Genomic DNA, 19,323 nt, shown 5'->3' with positions numbered 1-19,323 from the left:
ACCGGCTCAGGCCGACCTCTTTCCTGCCGTCAATCCTGCGGCCGTTCGATCGGCACCTCGTCGGTCGACTGCGGCATCTCGACCGGCTGCTGCTGGTCGATGAAAATTCCATAGACTTCGACCAACGCCCAGATGATGCCCGCCAGCACGAGGCCGCCAATCAGGACGAGAAGGACGGGAAAGCCTTCCCGGCCTTGACGCGCCTTCTTGGGTGGGACTTTCTGTTCCATGGGTCGGTTTCCTTTCAACAGGGCCGTGCGGCTCAATCCTCTTCGCGGCGATCCCGCCGCGAAACTCGCGTGTAGGCAGCATAGCCGGCTAGGCCCGCAAGAAGGGTGAGAGCGGTCACCCAACTGCCCTTTCGGCCGATCAGGCTGGGCAGCATCGCAAGCGCGGAGGCACCTACCATCATGCTTTCCGTCCGCCTGTGCATCGCGGCGCGCCGGCGGGCCCGTGCGGTGAGCCGGTAGGCGATCAGGATCACGCCCGCGAGCACGAGGAACCCGATTCCGAACCAAAGCGCCGCCTCGATCGGTCCCCAACGGACTGCCACCGTGAGATAGGCGGCCAGAACCAGAAAAACGACCGCGAAGAAAGCCAGGATGCCTACCGCCGCGTAGGAAACCACCGCAGCCTTGATTCTCCGCTTGATGGAAGCCGCCTCACCGGTGGCGAGCAGAGCAAGGAGGTGTCCGAACATCCTTCACAGCGCCTAACGGCGCATCATCATGGCGAGAAGGAAGCCGGCACCTGCGGCGAGTGCGAGCGCCGTGATCGGCTTTTCGCGTACCGACTCGATGACGTCGTCCTGGAATTCCTCCGCACTCCCCCGCAGATGGTCGGCCTGCTCCGATGCGGCACGGCGGGCGCGAAACATCGACCGGTTGCCGAGTTGCATCAGATGCTCGGTGAGCTGGGAGATATCGTCCCGGAGTTGCTGAATATCCGCTTCGAGATTACGCGATTCCGCCCGCTCGTTGCTTTCCTTCGGGGCATCGTCCTTGGGGGCTCGCGAGCCAGTCGTTGCCATCATCCACTCCTCTTGAAATTCCTTGAGGGAACGCACAACCACCTACTTGGTTCCGTTGCCGCGCGGCCACCGCGCCCGGGGGAACCTTCCTCATCCTCTGCCGTTGACACATCCTCATCCCGGAAGCGCCCATGAGAAAAACAGTGCGGAACAGAAAGCTACCGGCGGTGAGCTTCCCACCAAAGTCGGGCCTGGACCAGGCATTGGCCAGGGGAGCGCAGGTGGCGGTGATCGGGCTTGCGGTGCTTGCGATCCTGGTGGGACTTCACAGTGCACGTTTTCTGCTTGCGCCCGTCTCACTCGCGATCGTCGTCGGCCTGATGCTGGGACCGGTGGCGCAAAGACTCGAGAATCGCGGCGCGCCATCCAGCGTCTCGGCGGTCGCGACGGTCCTGGTCTTCATCCTGATCGTCGGCTTCCTCGCAGCGGCGGTCGCGACCCCGCTCACCTCCTGGGCCGGGCGGGTGCCCCAGATTTGGAGCGAACTGCGCCTTCAACTCTCGAGCCTTTCCGAGCCACTGGAGACGATCCGCGGAATCCGAGAGCAGATCCGCAGCGCGACGGGCGGTTCCAACGTAACGGTCTCGGTGGAGGAGGGGTCGCCCATGGAAAGCGTGGCGGTTCTTGCGCCCACGCTCATCGCACAGGTACTCATCTTCCTGGCCAGCCTCTATTTCTTTGTCGCCACCCGGCACGACACGCGGATGACGGTGCTTCGGCTCTGCTCCGGGCGGCTGCTGCGCTGGCGCGTGGCCCACATCTTCCGTGATGTGGAGGAATTGGTCTCGCATTATCTCCTGGCGATCACGATCATCAATATCGGTCTCGGATGCGCCGTGGGCATAGCGCTCTGGCTCGCGGGCGTCCCCTCCGCACCGCTCTGGGGCGCCCTTGCCGGCCTGCTCAATTTCATCGTCTATATCGGGCCGGCAGTGATGGCCGTGATCCTGCTCGGCATCGGCGTTGCAACTTTCGATACGTCCTGGGGAAGTCTTCTGCCGCTGATCATCTATCTCGTGCTCAACGGCATCGAAGCGCAGTTCGTCACGCCGACGGTCATCGGCAGGCGCATGACGCTGAACCCGTTCCTGGTGTTCCTGTCGGTCGCGTTCTGGCTCTGGATCTGGGGGCCCGTCGGCGGCTTCGTGGCCATACCGGCACTGCTCGTCTTCTTCGCCATTGCGCGCAATATGGTTCCCGGCCTCGAGTGGACATTGTCGAAGGAGCGGCGGCGCCAGTACTCCCGCCTGCCCTGAGCCGGCCTACAGGAAGGGGCGCGGACGCGGCGTCGGATCCAGCCAGCGTGCGATCGTTCGCAAGCCTGCGACGTCGTTCACGCGGCATCCGCCATCGCCCCAGCTGAGCAGCTTGCGGTCGGCCAGCTTGCGGATGGTCTTGTTGGTATGGACCACGGAAAGGCCGAGTGTGTCGGCGACATGCTGCTGGGTGATGGGAAGGTCGAGCCCGTTGCGCACCTGCAGCCCCGTCTCCACGAAGCGGCTGAGGAGAAACACGACCAGATAGGCCACCTTCTCGATCGCGGTGCGGCGGCCGACCGTAAGCAGGTTCTCGTCAAGCATGCATTCCTGGCGCGATGCGATCCAGGTCACATCGAAGGCAAGCTGTGGAAACGCTTCGAAAAGGCTGAAGAGCCTTGCGCGCTCGAAGGTGCAGAGGATCATCGGCGACAGCGCCTCGACCGAATGCTGCATCTCCCCCATCAAGCTGCCCTGCAGCCCCACGAGATCCCCCGGCATGGCGTAATTGACGATCTGCCTCCGGCCGTCGCTCATGGCCTTGTAACGGAACCCCCAGCCCGAGAGCACGGTGTAGAGATGCTGATTGGGCACTCCCTCCTCGAGGATGGTTTCGCCCTTGGCCACATGCAGTTCGCCGCGCTTGAACTCCTTGATGAAGGCGAGTTCCTTCTCGTTGAAATCGCGAAATTCCGGGCGGGCCCGCAAGGGGCAAATCCCGCAGGGGATTTGCGTCGGCAACCCTACGGCACCCGAGCCCACGCGCTTCCCTCGTATTTTGCCGTTTTCGTTCACGTCATTCTCACCATACGTTATGTCTTTTTTTAATGACAGCTCTGCCGATTGATGAGACTGCAATGGGACGCGGCGGGGTTGTCGGGGGAAGCGGTTGGAAAACAGAATTCTCGAGGGGCTGAAAATCCTGCTTGTAGAGGAAGAGGTTCTGATCGCGATGGATCTGGAACAGCTCTGCTACGACCTGGGCGCATTCAGCGTCTCGACGATCAGCTCGGAGACGGAGCTCACGCCGGAAGCGCTCGATTCCGACGAGGGGCAAGCGCGGATCAGGGAGGCGACCGCCGCCATCCTCGACGCCAAGGTCGGCACGGACTGGACATCCGAACTCGCCCGCCGCCTCAGCCGGCTTGGAACGCCGTTCATCTTCGCGACAGGCTACACGAGAAACGACAGCTTTTTCGACGAGTTCCCGGACATCCCGGTCATCGCGAAACCCTATGCCGGCATGGAACTTGCGGAGGTGATCGCGGCCGCGGTCGCGCAGGCCCGCTCAGGCCACGGCGGCTGAGTTCGTGACCTGGGCGGAGATCGGATCGGGGCCGAAATCGCCCTCGCCGGAAATCGCGAGGATCTCCTGGAGACGGCTGCGGGCCCGGCTCACGCGGCTTTTGATGGTGCCCACCGCGCATCCGCAGATTTCCGCCGCCTCCTCATAGGAGAACCCGGAAGCGCCGATGAGGATGATGGCTTCCCGCTGGTCCTCTGGCAGAAGCTCCAACGCCCGGCGGAAATCGGTAAGGTCCGACGAGCCGTCCTGGCTCGGATGGACCGACAGCCGCGCGGTGATGCTCCCGTCGCTATCCTCCACCTCGCGCCGGCGCTTGCGCATCTGCGAGTAGAACTCATTGCGCAGGATCGTGAAGAGCCACGCCTTGAGATTGGTGCCCGGCTGGAAGCTCTCCTGCTTGTCCCACGCCTTGACCAGCGTTTCCTGCACGAGATCGTCCGCGCGGTCGGCATTCTTGGCGAGAGACACCGCAAATGCGCGCAAGGTCGGTACCGCGGTCAGGAGACCGTCGCGAAAACTCGGAGACGCCGACATGGTCAATCCTCTTTCGCCGCAGAACCCGGCTGCTGTTCCTCCTGCTGAAGCTCGTTCAGCAGTTGACTGAAACGATCCGGGATCTCATCGGAAACCAACTCGTCATAGTACTGCCTAAGCTTTCGCCCAATTTCGGAATTAGGACCCAACATATCGGGTCCGGAGCCAAGCTTGTCCCCGTTCCGGCTCTTCGCGAGCTTCTGGTACGTCATCCGCTTCTCGTCATTTATCTCCTGCCCCACGTCTTTGTACATTCTCGTCATTTTGCATCTTTGCCCCGAGATCACAATTCCAGCCTTAACGGGAGGCGGCCAAGAAAGTTCCAAAGTCGGGGGAACTTTTTTTTCCCGGCCACGTTGAGCACCATAACTTTGACCGTAGTTCCAGGTTTCCATTCTCTCAAGGAGATCAAACCAGCATGAGTCTGTCAGCGAGAATTGCCCCCCATTTGCCCTATCTGCGCCGGTTCTCCCGTGCCGTTTCCGGATCGCAGAGCAGCGGTGACGCTTTGGTGGCAGCAACTCTGGAAGCCTTGATCGCCGACACGTCCATCTTCCCCGAAGCCTCCACCGACCGGATTGCGCTCTTCAAGCTTTTCACCAAGCTTTTCGGCACCTTCGAGATCCGCGTCCCCGAGGTGCGGCCGACTTCCGCCTGGGAGCAGCGCGCCGTCACCAATCTTTCCGCGCTGGCACCCCAGCCGCGTCAAGCTTTCCTGCTTGTCGCGGTCGAGGGCTTCGATACGGCCGAAGCGGCCGAGATCATGGACGTGGACGAGGATCGCCTCAATGTCCTGCTGAAGCAGGCGAGCGACGAGATCTCGCGCCAGGTCGCCACGGACATCATGATCATCGAGGACGAGCCGCTGATCGCCATGGACATCGAGGAGCTCGTGGAAAGCCTCGGACACCGCGTGGTTGGCACCGCGCGCACGCACCAGGAGGCGACCGCCCTCTTCGAGAGGACGCAGCCGAGCATGGTGCTGGCCGATATCCAGCTTGCGGACGGCAGCTCCGGCATCGACGCGGTGAACGAGATCCTGAGCACGACGCCGGTTCCCGTCATCTTCATCACCGCCTTCCCCGAGCGACTTTTGACGGGCGAGCGCCCCGAGCCCGCCTTCCTCGTCACGAAGCCCTTCAACCCCGACATGGTGAAGGCACTGATCAGCCAGGCCCTGTTCTTCGATCATCAGGCGAAAGCCGCGGCGGCCTGACCGCGCGGCGGTGGATTGCGGACAAAGCCGCCTTCGGGCGGCTTTTTTCGTTCGGAACCAACACCAAAGACCGGGCGTTTGCCAGCAAGCGCTCGGGAGACCGGAACGTCTCTCGCGGATAGAACACGGGAGACGTGACATGCTGTACTGGGCACTTGTTTTTCTGGTGGTGGCGATCATAGCCGGCGCTCTTGGCTTCGGCGGCATTGCCGGCGCATCCGCCGGAATCGCACAGATCCTTTTCTACATATTCCTCGTCCTCCTGGTCGTGTCGCTCCTGTTCGGCCTCTTCCGCCGGGCGCGCTGAGGAAAGCCGATGACCGCTTGTGAGGAGGAACGCAGATGAAGATGCTGAACGGGGCCGAGGACGCAGCGCGTGTTGCCATGGTCAATATGGAACCGCGCGATCCCCTTCCGCCGGGCCCGAATTATGGTCCCTTCGGATATTTCCGCTTGGCGGTGCTTCTGCTCGCGGCATTCGCCGGCATCCTGTTCGTGATCAACCTCTTTTGATCGCACGCCGGCGTTCGACCCGGAACCGGGCCAGGGCGCCGGCCGTTTCCATGGCGAGAGGACAAAGCCATGGAACCCGCAGCATTCCTTCTACTGATCATCGGCTGCAGCGACGACCTGAACCGCTGCATCGAACTGCCGGCGCCCGCGCCCGCCTATGCGGACGCGGAAACCTGTGAGAGCGTGCTGCCCTCCGAAATGCGCAGTTACGCCGGGCAATTCCCCCAGATCCTGGCAAAATGCGTGAGATTCGACGCCGCGCTAGAAGAGGGCGATGCCGAACTCGTCTGGCATATCGAGGATAACGGGGACCTGATCGCCTCCGTCAGGCCCTTGCCTCACGAAGACCTGGAGGTGGTGCAGAACGGCAAGCCGCTGTGATCTCCCGCCTCCGCCGCATTTTCGCGGGCGCCGGGTGATCCTCCCGGCCGCGAAGATGCCTCAGGCGGCCGCCACCTGCAGCGCGCCGGGGCCGGCCCTGGCGCCGGGTGGGCATTTACCGAGAATGATCATGCCGAGAACCTCGTCCTCGGTGACATCCGACGTGTTTGCGGTGCCCACCACCTGCCCGTTCTTCATCACCACCACGCGGTCGGCAAGGCTGAAGACGTCATGGATGTCGTGGCTGATGAGGAAAATGCCGATCCCCTCCGCCTTGAGCTGCCGGACAAGGTCGGCGACCTGCGCCGTCTCCTGCGGCCCGAGCGCGGCCGTCGGCTCGTCCATGATCAGAATGCGCGCATCGAAATGGATGGCGCGGGCGATGGCCACGGACTGGCGCTGCCCTCCCGACAGCCGGCTTACCGGCTCCTTGAAGCGCTGAAAGCGCGGATTGAGCCGCCCCATGACCTTGCGGGTTTCCGCTTCCATGGCAACGTCGTCCAGCGTGCCCCAGGACGTCATCAATTCGCGGCCGAGGAAGAGATTTGCCGCCGCATCCACGTTATCGGCCAGTGCGAGGGTCTGATAGATCGTCTCGATGCCGTATTTCTTGGCATCGCGCGGATTGGAGATCTGCGCCTTCTCGCCCTTGATGAAGATATCTCCCGCATCCCGCTTGTAGGCGCCCGACAGGATCTTGATCAGCGTCGACTTGCCGGCGCCGTTATGTCCGACCAGCGCCACGACCTCTTTTTCGTGAAGATCGACCGAAACATCCTCGACGGCGTGGATGCCGCCGAACGCGATGGAGATGTTCTTCATCTCCACCAGCGGTGCCTTGTCTGCCATGGCGCCCTCCTACTGCACACGCTTGCGATAGACCGTGTCGAGCCACACCGCGACGACAAGCACGGCTCCGACGACGATATTCTGCAGCGGCGTATCGACCCCGAGCAGGATCATGCCGGAGGCGAGCGACTGCATGAGAACGGCACCGATCATGGCGCCGGCGATGGTGCCGACGCCGCCGCCGAGCGACGTGCCGCCGATGACTGCGGCAGCGATCACGAGAAGCTCGTCGAGCGTGCCCATAGCATTGGTCGCCGCATTGAGCCGCGCTGTGGAGATGCCCGCCGAGATCGAGGCGAGCATGCCCATGAGCATGAAAATCTTCATCACCACCCAGCGCGTGTTGATGCCGGCGAGTTCGGCCGCTTCAGGATTGCCGCCGATGGCGAAGACATAGCGGCCGAAGCGGGTGCGGTTGGTCAGGAAGGTCATGACCACGCCCACGCCGATTGCGATCAGCACGGGAATGGCGATGCCGTGCGCGATGAACAGCCCGCCTTCGGGAAGGGTTATGTTGTGTTGCTCGGCGTAGCGCCGCACGATACCGGTCGGCCACGGATATGAATTGGCGACGGCGACCGCACCCAGGATCAGCGCGCATCCCACGGTGGCCAGGAACCCCTCCGCCCAGAGCGGCCGCAGCGGAAAGTTGAACTTCCGCCGCTGCCTGCGGCCCTGCACAAGCATGAGCACGACAGCGGCGCAGGCGACAACGCCCACGACCCAGCTCCAGAAGGCCCCGATGGCGCCGTCGGGGCCGCCGCCCATCAGACGGAACGTTGCGTCCATCGGCGCCACCGTGCGCCCGCTGGTGACCCACCAGGCAGCTCCGCGCCAGACGAGGAGCCCGCCGAGCGTCACGATGAAGGCCGGAACGCCCATATAGGCGATGATATAGCCATGCAGTGCGCCAATCAGCGCTCCAAGCAGAATGCCGACCAGAAGGGTGACGATCCAGATGGCCGGATGGCCGAAACCCAGCCAGTCCGGCAGGATCTCCGCCTGTGTCACGCCCATGATCATGCCGACGAAACCGAGCAGCGAGCCGACCGACAGGTCGATGTTGCGCGTCACGATGACAAGCACCATGCCCGTGGACATGATGGCCACCGAAGCCGATTGGACCGACAGGTTCCACAGATTGCGCGGTGTCAGGAACAGTCCGCCGGAAAAGAAGTGAAAGCCGATCCAGATGGCGGCGAGCGCCGCCAGCATGCCCAGCATGCGTGTATCGAGCTCGGTGGCCTTGAGGAAGCGCCGGGGCAGGCTGCCGGGAGAGGCGGAAGCACCTTGCGAAGCTGCACTGGAGGTCACGTCGGCCATCTTGAATCTCCTGGCCGGGCCGGAGACCGCCCGGCCCGGTTGCGAAAACGCCGCGGTCGCTAAACCGCGGCGTCGCCCGTCATCCTATCGCGTTTCAGCCACACACGTCGACCGTGCCGGGCTGCACGCCCTGGCAGACGACATCCTTGGAAACCCAGCCAGCGTCGATCACGACATCCAGATTGTCCCTGGTGATCGGCACCGGCTTCAGGAACACCGCATTCATCTCGACCTTGTTGGGGCCATCGGCCCACGTGGTCGCGCCTTCGATCTCGTCCATGGCCGTGCCTTCGGCGAGCTGGTTGGCGATGTTGGCGGCTTCCTTGCCGAGCTCGCGGGCATCCTTCCAAACGGAGACGGTCTGCGTGCCCAGAGCGATGCGATTGAGCGCCGCATGGTCCCCATCCTGGCCGGAAACCGGCACGGACCCCGCGAGGCCCTGGGCTTCGAGCGCGGCGATCACGCCGCCTGCGGTGCCGTCGTTGGAAGCCACGACCGCGTCCACCTCGTTGTTGTTGGAAGTCAGGATCTGCTCCATGTTGCGCTGCGCATTGGCGGGCAGCCAACCGTCCGTATAAGCTTCACCGACATTCTTGATCTCGCCGGAATCGATCGCCTCCTTCAGCACTTCCATCTGGCCCTCGAACAGAAAGTCCGCGTTCGGGTCGGCAGAGGAGCCCTTGATGAAGGCGTAGTTGCCTTCCGGCTGGACCTCATAGACCGCGCGGGCCTGCATGCGGCCCACTTCCTTGTTGTCGAAGGTCAGGTAAAAGGCGTCCGGATTCTCGATGAGGCGGTCATAACCGACCACCGGAATACCCTCGTTCACGGCGCTCTGCACCGCAGGGCCGATGGCGGAGGCGTCCTGCGCGAGAATGATGAGCGCATCGGCGCCCTGCGCGATCAGCGATTCGACATCGGTGAGCTGCTTGGAGGGTGAGGATTGCGCGTCCGCGGAGATATAGGTGTTCCCATCTGCCTCGATCTGCGCCTTCATGGCGGCCTCGTCCGTCTTCCAGCGCTCCTCCTGGAAATTCGACCAGGAAACGCCGATCGTCTTGCCCTCGGCCAGGGCGGCCGTGGAGAGCGAAAGAGACAGGGTAAGCCCCGCCAGAACAGCGGTGACGGTGTTCTTCATGATTTTCCTCCCAGCGCCTGATGCGCGACTTCGGTTTGGCTTGCGCCGACCTCACGGATTTGACATTCCTGCACCGCTGCGGAAGCGGGCGGCCGGAATCCCGGCCCGAGAACCAGATCGGAACAAATGCTCGCCGGCTTCACACGATCGGAGCCGTACCGTAGCACACCGATCAACCCGAACGCATGACGCCGGAAGGCTCATTTTTTCGAGCCTCGAAAAAAAGAATGACGCAGGTTGTTACGCGTGTCAATATCAACTGAAGTGCAAGATCGACGGCAGCATGCCGCCCGGTCGAGGGAGGAGACGTGACTGCAGGCATCCGCCATGACGAGATGCGCAAGCGCAACCGGGCACTGGTGATCGCCGCGGTCAGGCGGGCCGGACAGCCCTCGCGCACCGAGATCGCCGGGCTGACGGGCCTCAGCCACTCCACCATTTCGGCCATCGCCTCCGACCTGATCGAGGCGGGCGCGATGCGCGAGACAGGACAGGGCGACCCGCCGCCCCTGCGGCGCGGCCGACCGCAGGTCGCCATCAGCCTCAATCCCGATGCCGCATCGGTGGTTTGCCTCTATCTCTCCTTCAACAGCCTGTCGGCGATCCTGGTCGACTATCGCGGCGAGGTGATCGACCGAAGGACACATCGGCTTTCCACGCTCGATATGAGCCGGGACGAGTTGCTGAACGCGACCATATCCGCCGTGCGCGACATCGCCCAGGGCCGATCCGATCTGCTGCGAATCGCCTGCGCGGTGCAGGGCATCACCGATTCCGCCGGACGCGAGCTCCTGTGGTCGCCGATCACGCCGCTCAGCGATCTGCCGATCGGCCCCAAACTCGAAGAAGCGTTCAACGTGCCGGTGACGGTGCAGAACGACTGCAACATGATTGCCGTGGCGCTGCGGTGGCTCAATCCCGAGCGCTACGGCGACAACTTCATCACCATTCTCCTTTCCCACGGCATCGGCATGGGCCTGATGCTGGACGGGAAGATGTTCAGCGGCACACGCTCCTCGGCGGGCGAATTCGGCCACATGGTGCATGAACCTGGGGGTGCACTATGCCGTTGCGGGCGCCGGGGCTGCATCGAAGCCTATGCCGGCAACTACGCCATCTGGCGCCGCGCCTCCGGGAAGAGCAGGGACGAGAAGCCGGTGGCCGATATCGAGGCGGGGGAAATGCAGAGGCTTGCGGGGCAAGCGCGGCAAGAAGAGGGACAGGCGCGGGACGCCTTCCGCGAGGCGGGGCGGGCGATCGGCTTCGGCCTCGGCAATCTCTTTGCCCTAATCGACCCGGCACCGGTGGCGATGGTGGGCCAGGGTACGGCGGCCTTCGACATTCTCGAGCCTGAGATCCGCCGTGCGCTGGCCGAGACCGCAGGGGGCCAGCACGCCGAAGCCGTTGCCTTCGAAACATTGCCCAATGCGGTGCCGCTTATCCTGCACGGCGCGGCGATGAGCGCACTGACGGGCCTCGACCGCGACATGTTCGCGCCGGGCCTTCGCACATCAGCGGCGGGCTGGGGGAAAGAGCAGCCCGAACGGGCCTCTCCTCAGTTTTCGCGAATGGCGTAGCCCGCGCCGCGGATGGTGCGGATGACATCGGGCATCCGCCCCTGGTTCACCGCCTTGCGCAGCCGCCCGACATGAACGTCCACCGTCCGCTCGTCGATGTAGATCGTCTCGCCCCAGACATTGTCGAGGAGCTGGCTGCGGGAGAAGACGCGGCCGGGATGCTGCATCATGAACTCGAGCAGGCGGAATTCCGTCGGCCCGAGGCGGATCTCGCTCTTGCGCCGATAGACGCGATGGGATTCACGGTCGAGCACGATATCGCCGACCTTCAGCACCGTGGAAAGCACTTCGGGCTTGGCGCGCCGGAGAAGCGCACGCACCCGCGCGATGAATTCGGGCGTCGAGAAGGGCTTCACCAGATAGTCGTCCGCGCCGGTGGAAAGCCCGCGGACACGGTCGCTCTCCTCCCCGCGCGCGGTCAGCATGATGATCGGGAGCCGCTCCGTCTCCGGACGCATCCTGAGCCGGCGGCACAGCTCGATCCCCGAGACGGCAGGCACCATCCAGTCGAGCACGAGCAGGTCCGGGACGTTCTCCTGCAGCCGCACTTCCGCCTCGTCGCCGCGCGTGATCACCTCGACCTGGTAGCCTTCCGCCTCGAGATTGTAGCGCAGCAGCACACAGAGCGGTTCGTCATCCTCGACCACCATGACTTTCGGTGCGATCATTCAACAGCCTCCAGCTACCCGGCCGTCACCTGCGTTTCGTCCTGCTTCGGCCGTTGCACGGGGAGTTGCAGGCCTGTGAGCACATAATAGGCGTTCTCCGCGATGTTGGTCACATGGTCGCCGATGCGCTCGAGGTTCTTTGCGCAGAACAGGAGATGCGTGCAGGCGGTGATGTTGCGCGGATCCTCCATCATATAGGTGAGGAGCTGCCGGAACACCGACGTGTACTGGATATCGATCTTCTCGTCCTCGTCGCGCAGCTTGGTCAGCGCTTCGGGCTGGCGCGTGACATAGCGGTCCACCACCAGGTTCACTTGTTCCAGCACCATGTTGGACATGGTCTCGATCGGCTGCGTCAGGCCGCGGGGAGCGCCGCCGCCCACCGCACCGACGCGCTTGGCGATGTTCTTGGCGAGATCGCCGATCCGCTCGAGGTCGGCCGCCATGCGGATCGCACCGACAACCGCCCGCAGGTCCTGCGCCATGGGCTGGCGCTTGGCGATGAGCGTGATCGCGCGCTCATCGAGTTCGCGCTGCTTTGCGTCCATGACGACGTCGTCGGAGATCACGCGCTGCGCGAGCGCATTGTCTGAATAGAGCAGCGACCTGGTTGCAGCCTGCGTCATGGCCGCCGAAAGGTCGCCCATCTCACGGATGAGGCGGTCGAGGTGCTCCAGATCCTCGTCGAAAGAGGCGACGGTATGCTGGCCCATGAGTCCGTTCCTTTTGCAAACTGCGCCGGATCAGCCGAACCGGCCTGTGATGTAATCCTGGGTCCGCTTGTCTTCCGGGTTGGTGAACATCTTGTCGGTCGGCCCCTCTTCGACCAGGTTCCCGAGATGGAACATCGCCGTGCGCTGGGAGACGCGGGCGGCCTGCTGCATGGAGTGGGTCACGATGACGATCGTATAGTTCTCGCGCAGTTCGTCGATCAGCTCCTCGACCTTGGCGGTCGCGATCGGATCAAGCGCCGAGCAAGGCTCGTCCATCAGGATGACTTCGGGCGAGACGGCGATGGCGCGGGCAATGCAGAGGCGCTGCTGCTGGCCGCCGGAGAGGCCCGTTCCAGGCTCTTGCAGCCGGTCTTTCACCTCGCTCCAGAGGCCCGCTTTCTGCAGGCTGGTCTCCACAACGCCGTCGAGATCGCTCTTGGCACTGGCCAGGCCATGAATACGAGGGCCGTAGGCGACGTTCTCGTAAATCGACTTTGGAAACGGATTGGGCTTCTGGAACACCATGCCGACGCGGGCGCGCAATTCCACCACGTCGATGCGCGGATCGTAGATGTTCTCGCCATCGAGGGTGATGTCGCCCGTTACGCGGGCGCTCTCGATCGTGTCGTTCATGCGGTTCAGACAACGCAGGAACGTCGACTTGCCACAGCCCGAGGGACCGATCAACGCCGTCACCTGGTTTTCACGGATGTCGAGACCAACCTCGAAGAGCGCCTGCTTCTCACCATAGAAGACACTGACTTTGGAGCCACGCATCTTCACGGTTTCAGCCCGGGGCGCTTCGTCGAGCGCATTTTCGACGGCTGTATCTGTCAGCATATTCATATCCTCACTCCGTTACCAGCGACGTTCGAACCGTTGCCGGAGATAGATGGCCACCGCGTTCATGAATATCAGGAAGCCCAAGAGCACGAGAATTGCGGCCGAGGTGCGTGAGACGAAGCCGCGCTCGGGGCTGTCTGCCCAGATGAAGATCTGCGTCGGCAGGGCGGTGGCTGGATCCATGATACCACCCGGCGGCGTGGTCAGGAAGGCGTTCATCCCGATAAGCAGCAGGGGGGCTGTCTCGCCCAGTGCCTGCGCCAGACCGATGATCGTGCCCGTCAGGATGCCAGGCAGCGCCAGCGGCAGGACGTGGTGCAGGATGACCTCGTGGCGCGACGCGCCGATGCCGAGAGCGGCTTCACGGATGGAAGGAGGAATCGACTTCATCGCCGCGCGCGTGACGATGATCATGGTTGGCAGGGTCATCAGCGAGAGCACCAGACCGCCGACCAGCGGCGCGGACCGCGGCAGACCGAAGACCTGGATGAAGACGGCAAGTCCCAGCAGGCCGAAGACGATCGACGGCACGGCAGCCAGATTGTTGATGTTCACTTCGATGAGGTCCGTCCAGCGGTTCTTGGGCGCGAACTCCTCCAGATAGATCGCCGCCGCGATGCCCACCGGGAAAGAGATCAGGAACGTCACCAGAAGGGCATAAAAGGAACCAACGATAGCACCCGCAAGACCGGCCAGTTCTGGGAAGCGGCTGTCGGCGTTGACGAACAGGCCCCAGTTGAACGGCGCGGACACCAGACCGCGCTCCTCCAGCGATTGAAAAAGCGCAATCTGCGCATCCGAAACCCTGCGGCGATCCTCTGGAAGGTCTCGGTCGATCACGCCCTTGTAAAGCTGGTCATAGGGATCCGAGGCGGGAACGTTCAAAGTGAACGAGCTGCCGACGACCTGCGGATTCCCGGCCACGTAGTTTCGCACGATATTGACCGTGCCATTGGAGAGAATGCCTGCTGCCGTCCGTAGTTCACGCGGATTGTCGATCCCGGGGAACAACCGCTGCACGGCATCGGAGACCACGGCGCGGAAATTGCCCGAGGCGGGATCGTCCGCCGGCACGTTCGCCGGATCGGCTGTGAACTCGACGGCGATCTTCGTCTGGAGGAAGGCACTATGGCCGGTGGCGACCAGTGATGCGATCAGCACGCCGAGGAGACCGATTGCGGTCAAAATCGATATCAGGCCATAGAGCCGCAGGCGGCGATCCGCGGCATAGCGGCGCTTGCGCACCGCTGCCGCTTCCGGCGACGACCAATTGAAAGGCTTGGGGGCGGAAGTTGTCGTATCGGCCATGGATCTACTCATACTTCTCGCGATAGCGGCGCACGATGCGCAGCGCCAGGACATTGAGGCAAAGCGTCACGACAAACAGGACCAGGCCGAGCGCAAAGGCCGAGAGGGTCTTTGGATTGTCGAAAGCTGTATCGCCGATCAGCAGCGTGACGATCTGCACCGTCACCGTGGTGACGCCCTCGAGCGGATTGGCTGTAAGCGTCGCGGTAAGGCCCGCGGCCATCACCACGATCATCGTCTCTCCGATGGCGCGGCTTGCAGCCAGCAGGACACCGCCGACAATGCCCGGAAGGGCAGCGGGGAGCAGCACCCGCGTGATCGTCTCGGCGCGCGTGGCACCCATGGCGAAGGAACCGTCGCGCATCGACTGCGGCACTGCCCTCAACGCATCGTCGGACAGAGAGGAGATGAAGGGGATGATCATGATCCCCATGACCCCGCCCGCAGCCAGCGCGCTGTTTGGCGATATGGCGATACCCATCAGGCCGCCGGCCTGCCGGATCGCGGGGGCGACCGTAAGCACGGCAAAGAAGCCGTAGACCACGGTGGGCACGCCTGCGAGGATTTCCAGGAGCGGCTTGATGATGCCCCGAACGCGCTCATTCGCGAACTCGACCAGGTAGATTGCCGAGAAGAGGCCGATCGGAATGGCGACGAGAAGCGCGATTGTCGCGATCAGGAGCGTTCCTGTGAAGACAGGAACTGCGCCGAACGCGCCCGTTCCGGCCACTTGGTCCTCGCGGATGGCGATCTGCGGCTCCCAATTGAGCCCGAAGAAGAATTCCTGCGGCGGCACGAGCCTGAAGAAGCGCATCGCCTCGAAAGTGAGCGACACGACGATGCCGATCGTCACCAGGATCGCCACGACGGCGGAAAAGATCATGACGATGTCCAGCGCCCGCTCGAAATTCTGACGCGCACGGAAGCGCGGCGCCATGCGGGTCCGGGCGAGATAAAGCGCCAGCGCGGCAACCGCGAGCGCCACCACCACCATCGCCCATTGCGCGATCATCTGCCAGTTGCTGTAGCGCTCCGCAGCGGCGGTGATCTCCGGCGACGGCTCGCTGAAGATGCGCCCCGAAGCGACATTCTTGATCTCGCTGAGATAGAGCGAAAGCTGCGAGGCTGACGCGCCTTCGGTCAGGCTGTCCGGCAAAGAGGCCAGAAGCAACCGATCAAGGACGGCGCCCTGCATAAGGAGCCACAGAAGAACGAGGATAAGGGCGGGAAGGCCCACCCAGACGGCCGCGAAGGCGCCGTGATAGATCGGGCGCGAATGTACTTCCGCCCTATTTGCGGCGACGAACCGGCTTGCCGTCGTCCGCCCCACATAGAAGGCGATGAGCGACAGGGCCAGGATTGTGAAGAACAGATATCCGGTCACGGGCTGCCTGCGTTCGGTTCGACTGTGTGAGGGATGTCTGCACCGCAAGGAAGGCGCGGTGCAGACTCGCTGGATGGTTACTGCGTGAAGCGGGTGAGGCTCTTGCCTTCGATCGCCGCATTGCGGACTTCTTCACGCTTCTCGTCGGAGAGCGGAATGAGACCGCGCTCTTCGAGATAGCCGCCGGGGCCCATCGCCTCTTCAGAGACGTATTCCTCGACGAACTCCTGAAGACCCGGAACGACGCCGCGATGCGCGTTCTTGACATAGAAGAACAGCGGACGAGAGACCGTGTAGGACTCGTCGGCAATGGACTCGGGAGAGGGCTTTACGCCATCGACCGCCACCGCCTTCAGCGTATCCTGGTTCTCATAGAGGAAGGAATAGCCGAAGATGCCCAGTGCGTTGTGGTCGGCCTGCAGGCGCTGAACGATCAGGTTGTCGTTCTCGCCGGCTTCGATGAACGGGCCGTCGGTGCGCATGCGCTGGCAGACCTCATCCTTACGGTCACCTTCGAGCGCTTCGATGGCAGGGAACTCTTCGCAACCAGCTTCCATAACCAGCTCGACGAAGGCATCGCGGGTGCCGGAGGTGGGAGGAGGCCCAAAAACGGTGATTTCCGCATCCGGCAGCGAGGAGTCGATCTCGTTCCACCGCTTGTACGGGTTCGCCACGACTTCCCCGTCCACCTCGACCTCAGCGGCGAGCGCCTGGAATATCTGCGCCTTGGTCAGGTCGATTTCCGGACCATCGACCGAGTGTGCGATCGACAGGCCGTCGGAGCCGATCTGCACTTCGGTGACATTGTCCACGCCATTCTCGACGCAGAGTTCGTACTCGCTCTCCTTCATGGCGCGCGAGGCTCCGGTGATATCGGGATGGTCGACACCAACGCCGCCGCAGAAGATCTGCATGCCGCCGCCCGTACCCGTCGATTCGGTCACCGGAGCCGGGAAGCTGCCGAGATTGCCGAACTCTTCAGCGACGGCTTGCGTGTAGGGAAACACCGTCGATGAGCCGACGATGCGAATCTGATCACGCGCAGCAGCCGAGCCAACCGCCGCAACAAGAGCGATTGAGGCCGCCGAAGCGGTTAAGACGATTCTTTTCATTAGGGCTACTCCCTGTTCGGAATTCGGTGTCGACGCCGTGTCGCGTCGGGAGTCGCATAAAGGCCCTATGTAACAGTTCGATGACACTTTCGTGTCGGTCCGGTAAAGATCGACGGACTTGCCATCCGACGGCTACGGCAAGCCTGCAGCCAACCCCCGACGGCACGACCGGTGCCGTTCAATGCAAGGGGGCCTTGCATGCGTATAGATTACAACGCATCCGCCAGAAGCGGAAGGACTGCAAAGATGTCGGCCTTTGTTATCCGACGAACGACCTGCCGAGCGGCACCCATATGGACGCGGCGGCGAGGTTCAACTCCTCTTCCTGCGGCTTGTCGCCATAGCGCGGGACCGGTGTCCCGTCCGCTTCATCCGGCCTTGCGGAGCGGGTTTCGCATGGGGAAACAGACCCTGCGCCTTAAATCGGCTCCCCGGTGACCGGATTGATGCGCATTTCCACCTTGGCCTTGTCGTTGGTGAAATAGGTGATCTGGTAATAGCCGTCTCCGTCCCAATCGACCTCGTCGAGATAACGGAAATCGGGCCGCGCCTCGATCTTCGCCACGATCTCCGAGACCTTCATGGCGTTTTCCGGCGGGATCGCCTCTTCCTCCAAGGTCTGCGCGTGCAGCGGCGTGCAGGCGATGACGGTGGCCGAGGAAAGCGCGAGCATGGTCCTGCGGTTCATCGAGACATCCTTTCTGTGTTGCCGACATCTCTCAACGGGGAGCACCGCACGCGGTTCCGAAAGCCTGCTCCGCCTGCCGGAACTCCCGCGGCGGAACCGCGTTTCAATGACCACGACAGGAGCGGACGATGCAGGACAAGGACAATCCCAAGCAGCACCCCGGCTCGAACATGGAAAAGGACCCGCGGGACTGGCTGAGCGGTGACGAGCCGATGACCGGCGCGCAGGCCTCCTACCTGAAAACCCTTTCGGAGCAGGCGGACGAGCCCGATGCCTATGCGGACGGTCTCAGCAAGGCTGAGGCATCGGAGAGAATCGACGCACTGAAGCGGAAGCTTGGGCTGGAGGACGAGGACGGCCGGTAAGCGCCCTATTCAAGGACGCTAAAGCCGGCGGCCTGCCCATAGTAAGGTTGCGCCTGCGAGGCGCGCTTGCTGAGCGACGGATCGAGCGCCATCGAGAGGACGCCACCGAGGCAGAAAGCAAATACGACCGCGAAGAACAAACGTACGAGCATTGGATCACCCCCTTGGAGGATCTCACGCTAGCTGCCAACGCCCGAACTGTCGCTGAATACAGCATTCATCCGCAATTCAAACATCTTACCCGCAGGTAAACTCGCGTGTTTCCGGCGCGGCAACCTTCACGGCCCGCCGGCCATCGCGCCGATCACGACCATTGCGAGATCATCGAGGTCGAACTCGCCCTCCACCGAAACCGTGGTTCCGGTCGCGGAGACCTTGCGCGCGCCGGGGGTGATATCCGCCTGACGCTTCAACTCGTCGACGATCGCCTGCTTGACCTTGTCTTCAAGCGGGGACGCACCGCCCCCGCGGTTCATATCGCCGGTACCCATTTCCAGAACACGCCTTCCATCCGGTCAGGATAATATTCGAACTCGCACTCGAACCGCCGGCCATAGACCTTCGCAGCCTCGATGGCCTTGCCGCTCACCGGGTTCATTCCCGTGCCCGGGGCGAACCACTCCTCCAGAAGGTCGCTCGGCACATAGGCACCGATACGCAAGGGAAGCTTCGCAAGAACAACGTCCATCTCCTCCGGCGGCATTGAACCCTCCGATCGCCCTCTCGAACCGGCATAGGGCCGGATCGTTCCAACTGGATAGTCGGACCACGGACGGGGAAATTCAAGCGGGAGGAAAAAGATGGAACCTTTCAGGCCGTCAGTCGTTCTACTCCTCTTGAGCAGGTCGAGGATCCCAATGAATCAAGAACAATCCACTCAGCCCCGCTTCGAAACGCCCGTCCGCATCACCCTTAGGCCCGGAAAGACCAAGGAGATCGCGAATGCCCGGGAGGCCTTCGATTTCCTGAGGACTTGCCCGGTGCAGGAGGGACCGATCTTCGAAAGCGCGCTGGAGGCCTGCTTCGTCGCCACCTATAGGAGCGAAGCCGTCGGCGAGGCGCGCAGAAGTCTCAAGACATTCGCCAAGGCGCACGGCTTCATTGCATAAGGGGCTGGCG

28 protein-coding genes are annotated in these 19,323 nt (G+C 63.0%); 9 read left to right on the top strand and 19 right to left on the bottom strand.

Annotated elements, in window-relative coordinates:
• Positions 1–29 precede the first annotated feature (29 nt).
• From PVE73_RS03505 to PVE73_RS03495, 3 genes are read right to left on the bottom strand one after another with little or no spacing between them, the layout of a single operon-like run.
• Positions 30–230 (bottom strand): hypothetical protein, encoded by a 201-nt coding sequence (locus tag PVE73_RS03505; RefSeq protein WP_277365616.1) that lies wholly within the window; start codon positions 228–230, stop codon positions 30–32.
• Positions 231–262: 32 nt separating this feature from the next.
• Entirely contained in the window at positions 263–700 is a 438-nt protein-coding gene (locus tag PVE73_RS03500; protein ID WP_277365615.1) for a hypothetical protein, read from the bottom strand.
• A 12-nt stretch (positions 701–712) separates the two neighbouring features.
• Entirely contained in the window at positions 713–1,030 is a 318-nt protein-coding gene (locus tag PVE73_RS03495; protein ID WP_277365614.1) for a hypothetical protein, read from the bottom strand.
• A 131-nt stretch (positions 1,031–1,161) separates the two neighbouring features.
• Between PVE73_RS03495 and PVE73_RS03490 the strand changes: the two genes are divergently transcribed.
• A complete protein-coding gene (locus PVE73_RS03490) occupies positions 1,162–2,286 on the top strand; it encodes an AI-2E family transporter (RefSeq protein ID WP_277365613.1) in 1,125 nt (374 codons plus the stop codon).
• A 6-nt stretch (positions 2,287–2,292) separates the two neighbouring features.
• Here PVE73_RS03490 and PVE73_RS03485 read toward each other — a convergent pair whose 3' ends face one another.
• A complete protein-coding gene (locus PVE73_RS03485; protein ID WP_277365612.1) occupies positions 2,293–2,994 on the bottom strand; it encodes a Crp/Fnr family transcriptional regulator in 702 nt (233 codons plus the stop codon).
• A gap of 181 nt (positions 2,995–3,175) precedes the next feature.
• Here PVE73_RS03485 and PVE73_RS03480 point away from each other — a divergent pair, with 181 nt between their 5' ends.
• Positions 3,176–3,592, top strand: coding sequence for a response regulator (locus tag PVE73_RS03480; protein WP_277365611.1), 417 nt, complete (start codon positions 3,176–3,178; stop codon positions 3,590–3,592).
• Here PVE73_RS03480 and PVE73_RS03475 read toward each other — a convergent pair.
• Both PVE73_RS03475 and PVE73_RS03470 read right to left on the bottom strand, forming a co-directional pair.
• Entirely contained in the window at positions 3,575–4,126 is a 552-nt protein-coding gene (locus PVE73_RS03475) for a sigma-70 family RNA polymerase sigma factor (RefSeq protein ID WP_277365610.1), read from the bottom strand. The two genes, PVE73_RS03480 and PVE73_RS03475, sit on opposite strands and share 18 nt — an antisense overlap.
• A 2-nt stretch (positions 4,127–4,128) precedes the next feature.
• Positions 4,129–4,338 carry a NepR family anti-sigma factor gene (locus PVE73_RS03470; protein WP_277367329.1) on the bottom strand — a complete coding sequence of 70 codons (210 nt, stop codon included), beginning with the start codon at positions 4,336–4,338 and terminating at the stop codon, positions 4,129–4,131.
• Positions 4,339–4,544: 206 nt separating this feature from the next.
• Between PVE73_RS03470 and PVE73_RS03465 the strand changes: the two genes are divergently transcribed.
• The 4 genes from PVE73_RS03465 to PVE73_RS03450 all read left to right on the top strand — a co-directional run bounded on the left by PVE73_RS03465 (position 4,545) and on the right by PVE73_RS03450 (position 6,236).
• Positions 4,545–5,342 carry a response regulator gene (locus PVE73_RS03465; protein ID WP_277365609.1) on the top strand — a complete coding sequence of 266 codons (798 nt, stop codon included), beginning with the start codon at positions 4,545–4,547 and terminating at the stop codon, positions 5,340–5,342.
• A gap of 139 nt (positions 5,343–5,481) precedes the next feature.
• Positions 5,482–5,649: a DUF1328 domain-containing protein gene (locus PVE73_RS03460; RefSeq protein ID WP_028034735.1), complete on the top strand. Its 168-nt coding sequence runs from the start codon at positions 5,482–5,484 to the stop codon at positions 5,647–5,649.
• Between the two features lie 35 nt (positions 5,650–5,684).
• Positions 5,685–5,855, top strand: a complete 171-nt coding sequence (locus tag PVE73_RS03455; RefSeq protein WP_277365608.1) for a hypothetical protein — start codon at positions 5,685–5,687, stop codon at positions 5,853–5,855.
• Positions 5,856–5,924: 69 nt separating this feature from the next.
• The gene (locus tag PVE73_RS03450) at positions 5,925–6,236 is read left to right on the top strand and encodes a hypothetical protein (protein ID WP_277365607.1); all 312 of its coding nucleotides are present in this window, start codon (positions 5,925–5,927) and stop codon (positions 6,234–6,236) included.
• Positions 6,237–6,296: 60 nt separating this feature from the next.
• On the opposite strand, the gene PVE73_RS03445 is transcribed toward PVE73_RS03450, so the two are convergent.
• The 3 genes from PVE73_RS03445 to xylF form a co-directional block, all read right to left on the bottom strand.
• Positions 6,297–7,085: an ATP-binding cassette domain-containing protein gene (locus tag PVE73_RS03445; RefSeq protein WP_277365606.1), complete on the bottom strand. Its 789-nt coding sequence runs from the start codon at positions 7,083–7,085 to the stop codon at positions 6,297–6,299.
• Between the two features lie 9 nt (positions 7,086–7,094).
• On the bottom strand, positions 7,095–8,408 hold the full coding sequence (locus PVE73_RS03440; protein WP_277365605.1) for a sugar ABC transporter permease: 1,314 nt from the start codon (positions 8,406–8,408) through the stop codon (positions 7,095–7,097).
• Between the two features lie 94 nt (positions 8,409–8,502).
• Positions 8,503–9,546, bottom strand: a complete 1,044-nt coding sequence (gene xylF, locus PVE73_RS03435) for a D-xylose ABC transporter substrate-binding protein (protein ID WP_277365604.1) — start codon at positions 9,544–9,546, stop codon at positions 8,503–8,505.
• Between the two features lie 308 nt (positions 9,547–9,854).
• Here xylF and PVE73_RS03430 point away from each other — a divergent pair, with 308 nt between their 5' ends.
• Positions 9,855–11,123: an ROK family protein gene (locus PVE73_RS03430; protein ID WP_277365603.1), complete on the top strand. Its 1,269-nt coding sequence runs from the start codon at positions 9,855–9,857 to the stop codon at positions 11,121–11,123.
• On the opposite strand, the gene phoB is transcribed toward PVE73_RS03430, so the two are convergent.
• From phoB to PVE73_RS03395, 7 genes are all read right to left on the bottom strand, one after another.
• On the bottom strand, positions 11,102–11,788 hold the full coding sequence (gene phoB / locus PVE73_RS03425; RefSeq protein ID WP_277367328.1) for a phosphate regulon transcriptional regulator PhoB: 687 nt from the start codon (positions 11,786–11,788) through the stop codon (positions 11,102–11,104). The two genes, PVE73_RS03430 and phoB, sit on opposite strands and share 22 nt — an antisense overlap.
• A 17-nt stretch (positions 11,789–11,805) precedes the next feature.
• A complete protein-coding gene (gene phoU, locus PVE73_RS03420) occupies positions 11,806–12,504 on the bottom strand; it encodes a phosphate signaling complex protein PhoU (RefSeq protein ID WP_277365602.1) in 699 nt (232 codons plus the stop codon).
• Positions 12,505–12,534: 30 nt separating this feature from the next.
• Positions 12,535–13,350: a phosphate ABC transporter ATP-binding protein PstB gene (gene pstB / locus PVE73_RS03415; protein WP_277365601.1), complete on the bottom strand. Its 816-nt coding sequence runs from the start codon at positions 13,348–13,350 to the stop codon at positions 12,535–12,537.
• Positions 13,351–13,362: 12 nt separating this feature from the next.
• Positions 13,363–14,655: a phosphate ABC transporter permease PstA gene (gene pstA / locus PVE73_RS03410; protein WP_277365600.1), complete on the bottom strand. Its 1,293-nt coding sequence runs from the start codon at positions 14,653–14,655 to the stop codon at positions 13,363–13,365.
• A 4-nt stretch (positions 14,656–14,659) separates the two neighbouring features.
• Positions 14,660–16,039: a phosphate ABC transporter permease subunit PstC gene (pstC, locus tag PVE73_RS03405; RefSeq protein WP_277365599.1), complete on the bottom strand. Its 1,380-nt coding sequence runs from the start codon at positions 16,037–16,039 to the stop codon at positions 14,660–14,662.
• A gap of 77 nt (positions 16,040–16,116) precedes the next feature.
• Complete coding sequence (locus PVE73_RS03400; RefSeq protein ID WP_277365598.1) at positions 16,117–17,151, bottom strand: substrate-binding domain-containing protein; 1,035 nt, start codon at positions 17,149–17,151, stop codon at positions 16,117–16,119.
• Positions 17,152–17,569: 418 nt separating this feature from the next.
• A complete protein-coding gene (locus PVE73_RS03395; RefSeq protein ID WP_277365597.1) occupies positions 17,570–17,839 on the bottom strand; it encodes a PepSY domain-containing protein in 270 nt (89 codons plus the stop codon).
• Between the two features lie 128 nt (positions 17,840–17,967).
• Between PVE73_RS03395 and PVE73_RS03390 the strand changes: the two genes are divergently transcribed.
• The gene (locus tag PVE73_RS03390; protein ID WP_277365596.1) at positions 17,968–18,204 is read left to right on the top strand and encodes a DUF3072 domain-containing protein; all 237 of its coding nucleotides are present in this window, start codon (positions 17,968–17,970) and stop codon (positions 18,202–18,204) included.
• Positions 18,205–18,209: 5 nt separating this feature from the next.
• Here PVE73_RS03390 and PVE73_RS03385 read toward each other — a convergent pair whose 3' ends face one another.
• The 3 genes from PVE73_RS03385 to PVE73_RS03375 all read right to left on the bottom strand — a co-directional run bounded on the left by PVE73_RS03385 (position 18,210) and on the right by PVE73_RS03375 (position 18,907).
• Positions 18,210–18,356, bottom strand: coding sequence for a hypothetical protein (locus PVE73_RS03385; RefSeq protein WP_277365595.1), 147 nt, complete (start codon positions 18,354–18,356; stop codon positions 18,210–18,212).
• Between the two features lie 126 nt (positions 18,357–18,482).
• A complete protein-coding gene (locus PVE73_RS03380) occupies positions 18,483–18,695 on the bottom strand; it encodes a hypothetical protein (protein ID WP_277365594.1) in 213 nt (70 codons plus the stop codon).
• On the bottom strand, positions 18,677–18,907 hold the full coding sequence (locus PVE73_RS03375) for a hypothetical protein (RefSeq protein ID WP_277365593.1): 231 nt from the start codon (positions 18,905–18,907) through the stop codon (positions 18,677–18,679). The genes PVE73_RS03380 and PVE73_RS03375 overlap by 19 nt, the downstream gene beginning before the upstream one ends.
• A gap of 154 nt (positions 18,908–19,061) precedes the next feature.
• Between PVE73_RS03375 and PVE73_RS03370 the strand changes: the two genes are divergently transcribed.
• Positions 19,062–19,313: a DUF982 domain-containing protein gene (locus tag PVE73_RS03370; protein ID WP_277365592.1), complete on the top strand. Its 252-nt coding sequence runs from the start codon at positions 19,062–19,064 to the stop codon at positions 19,311–19,313.
• The last annotated feature ends 10 nt before the right edge of the window (positions 19,314–19,323 follow it).

The organism is Chelativorans sp. AA-79 (genome assembly GCF_029457495.1).
Classification (GTDB): Bacteria; Pseudomonadota; Alphaproteobacteria; order Rhizobiales; family Rhizobiaceae; genus Chelativorans.
Note: the sequence above shows the minus strand (reverse complement) of the source record. Positions and strands in the feature narration are given on the sequence as shown.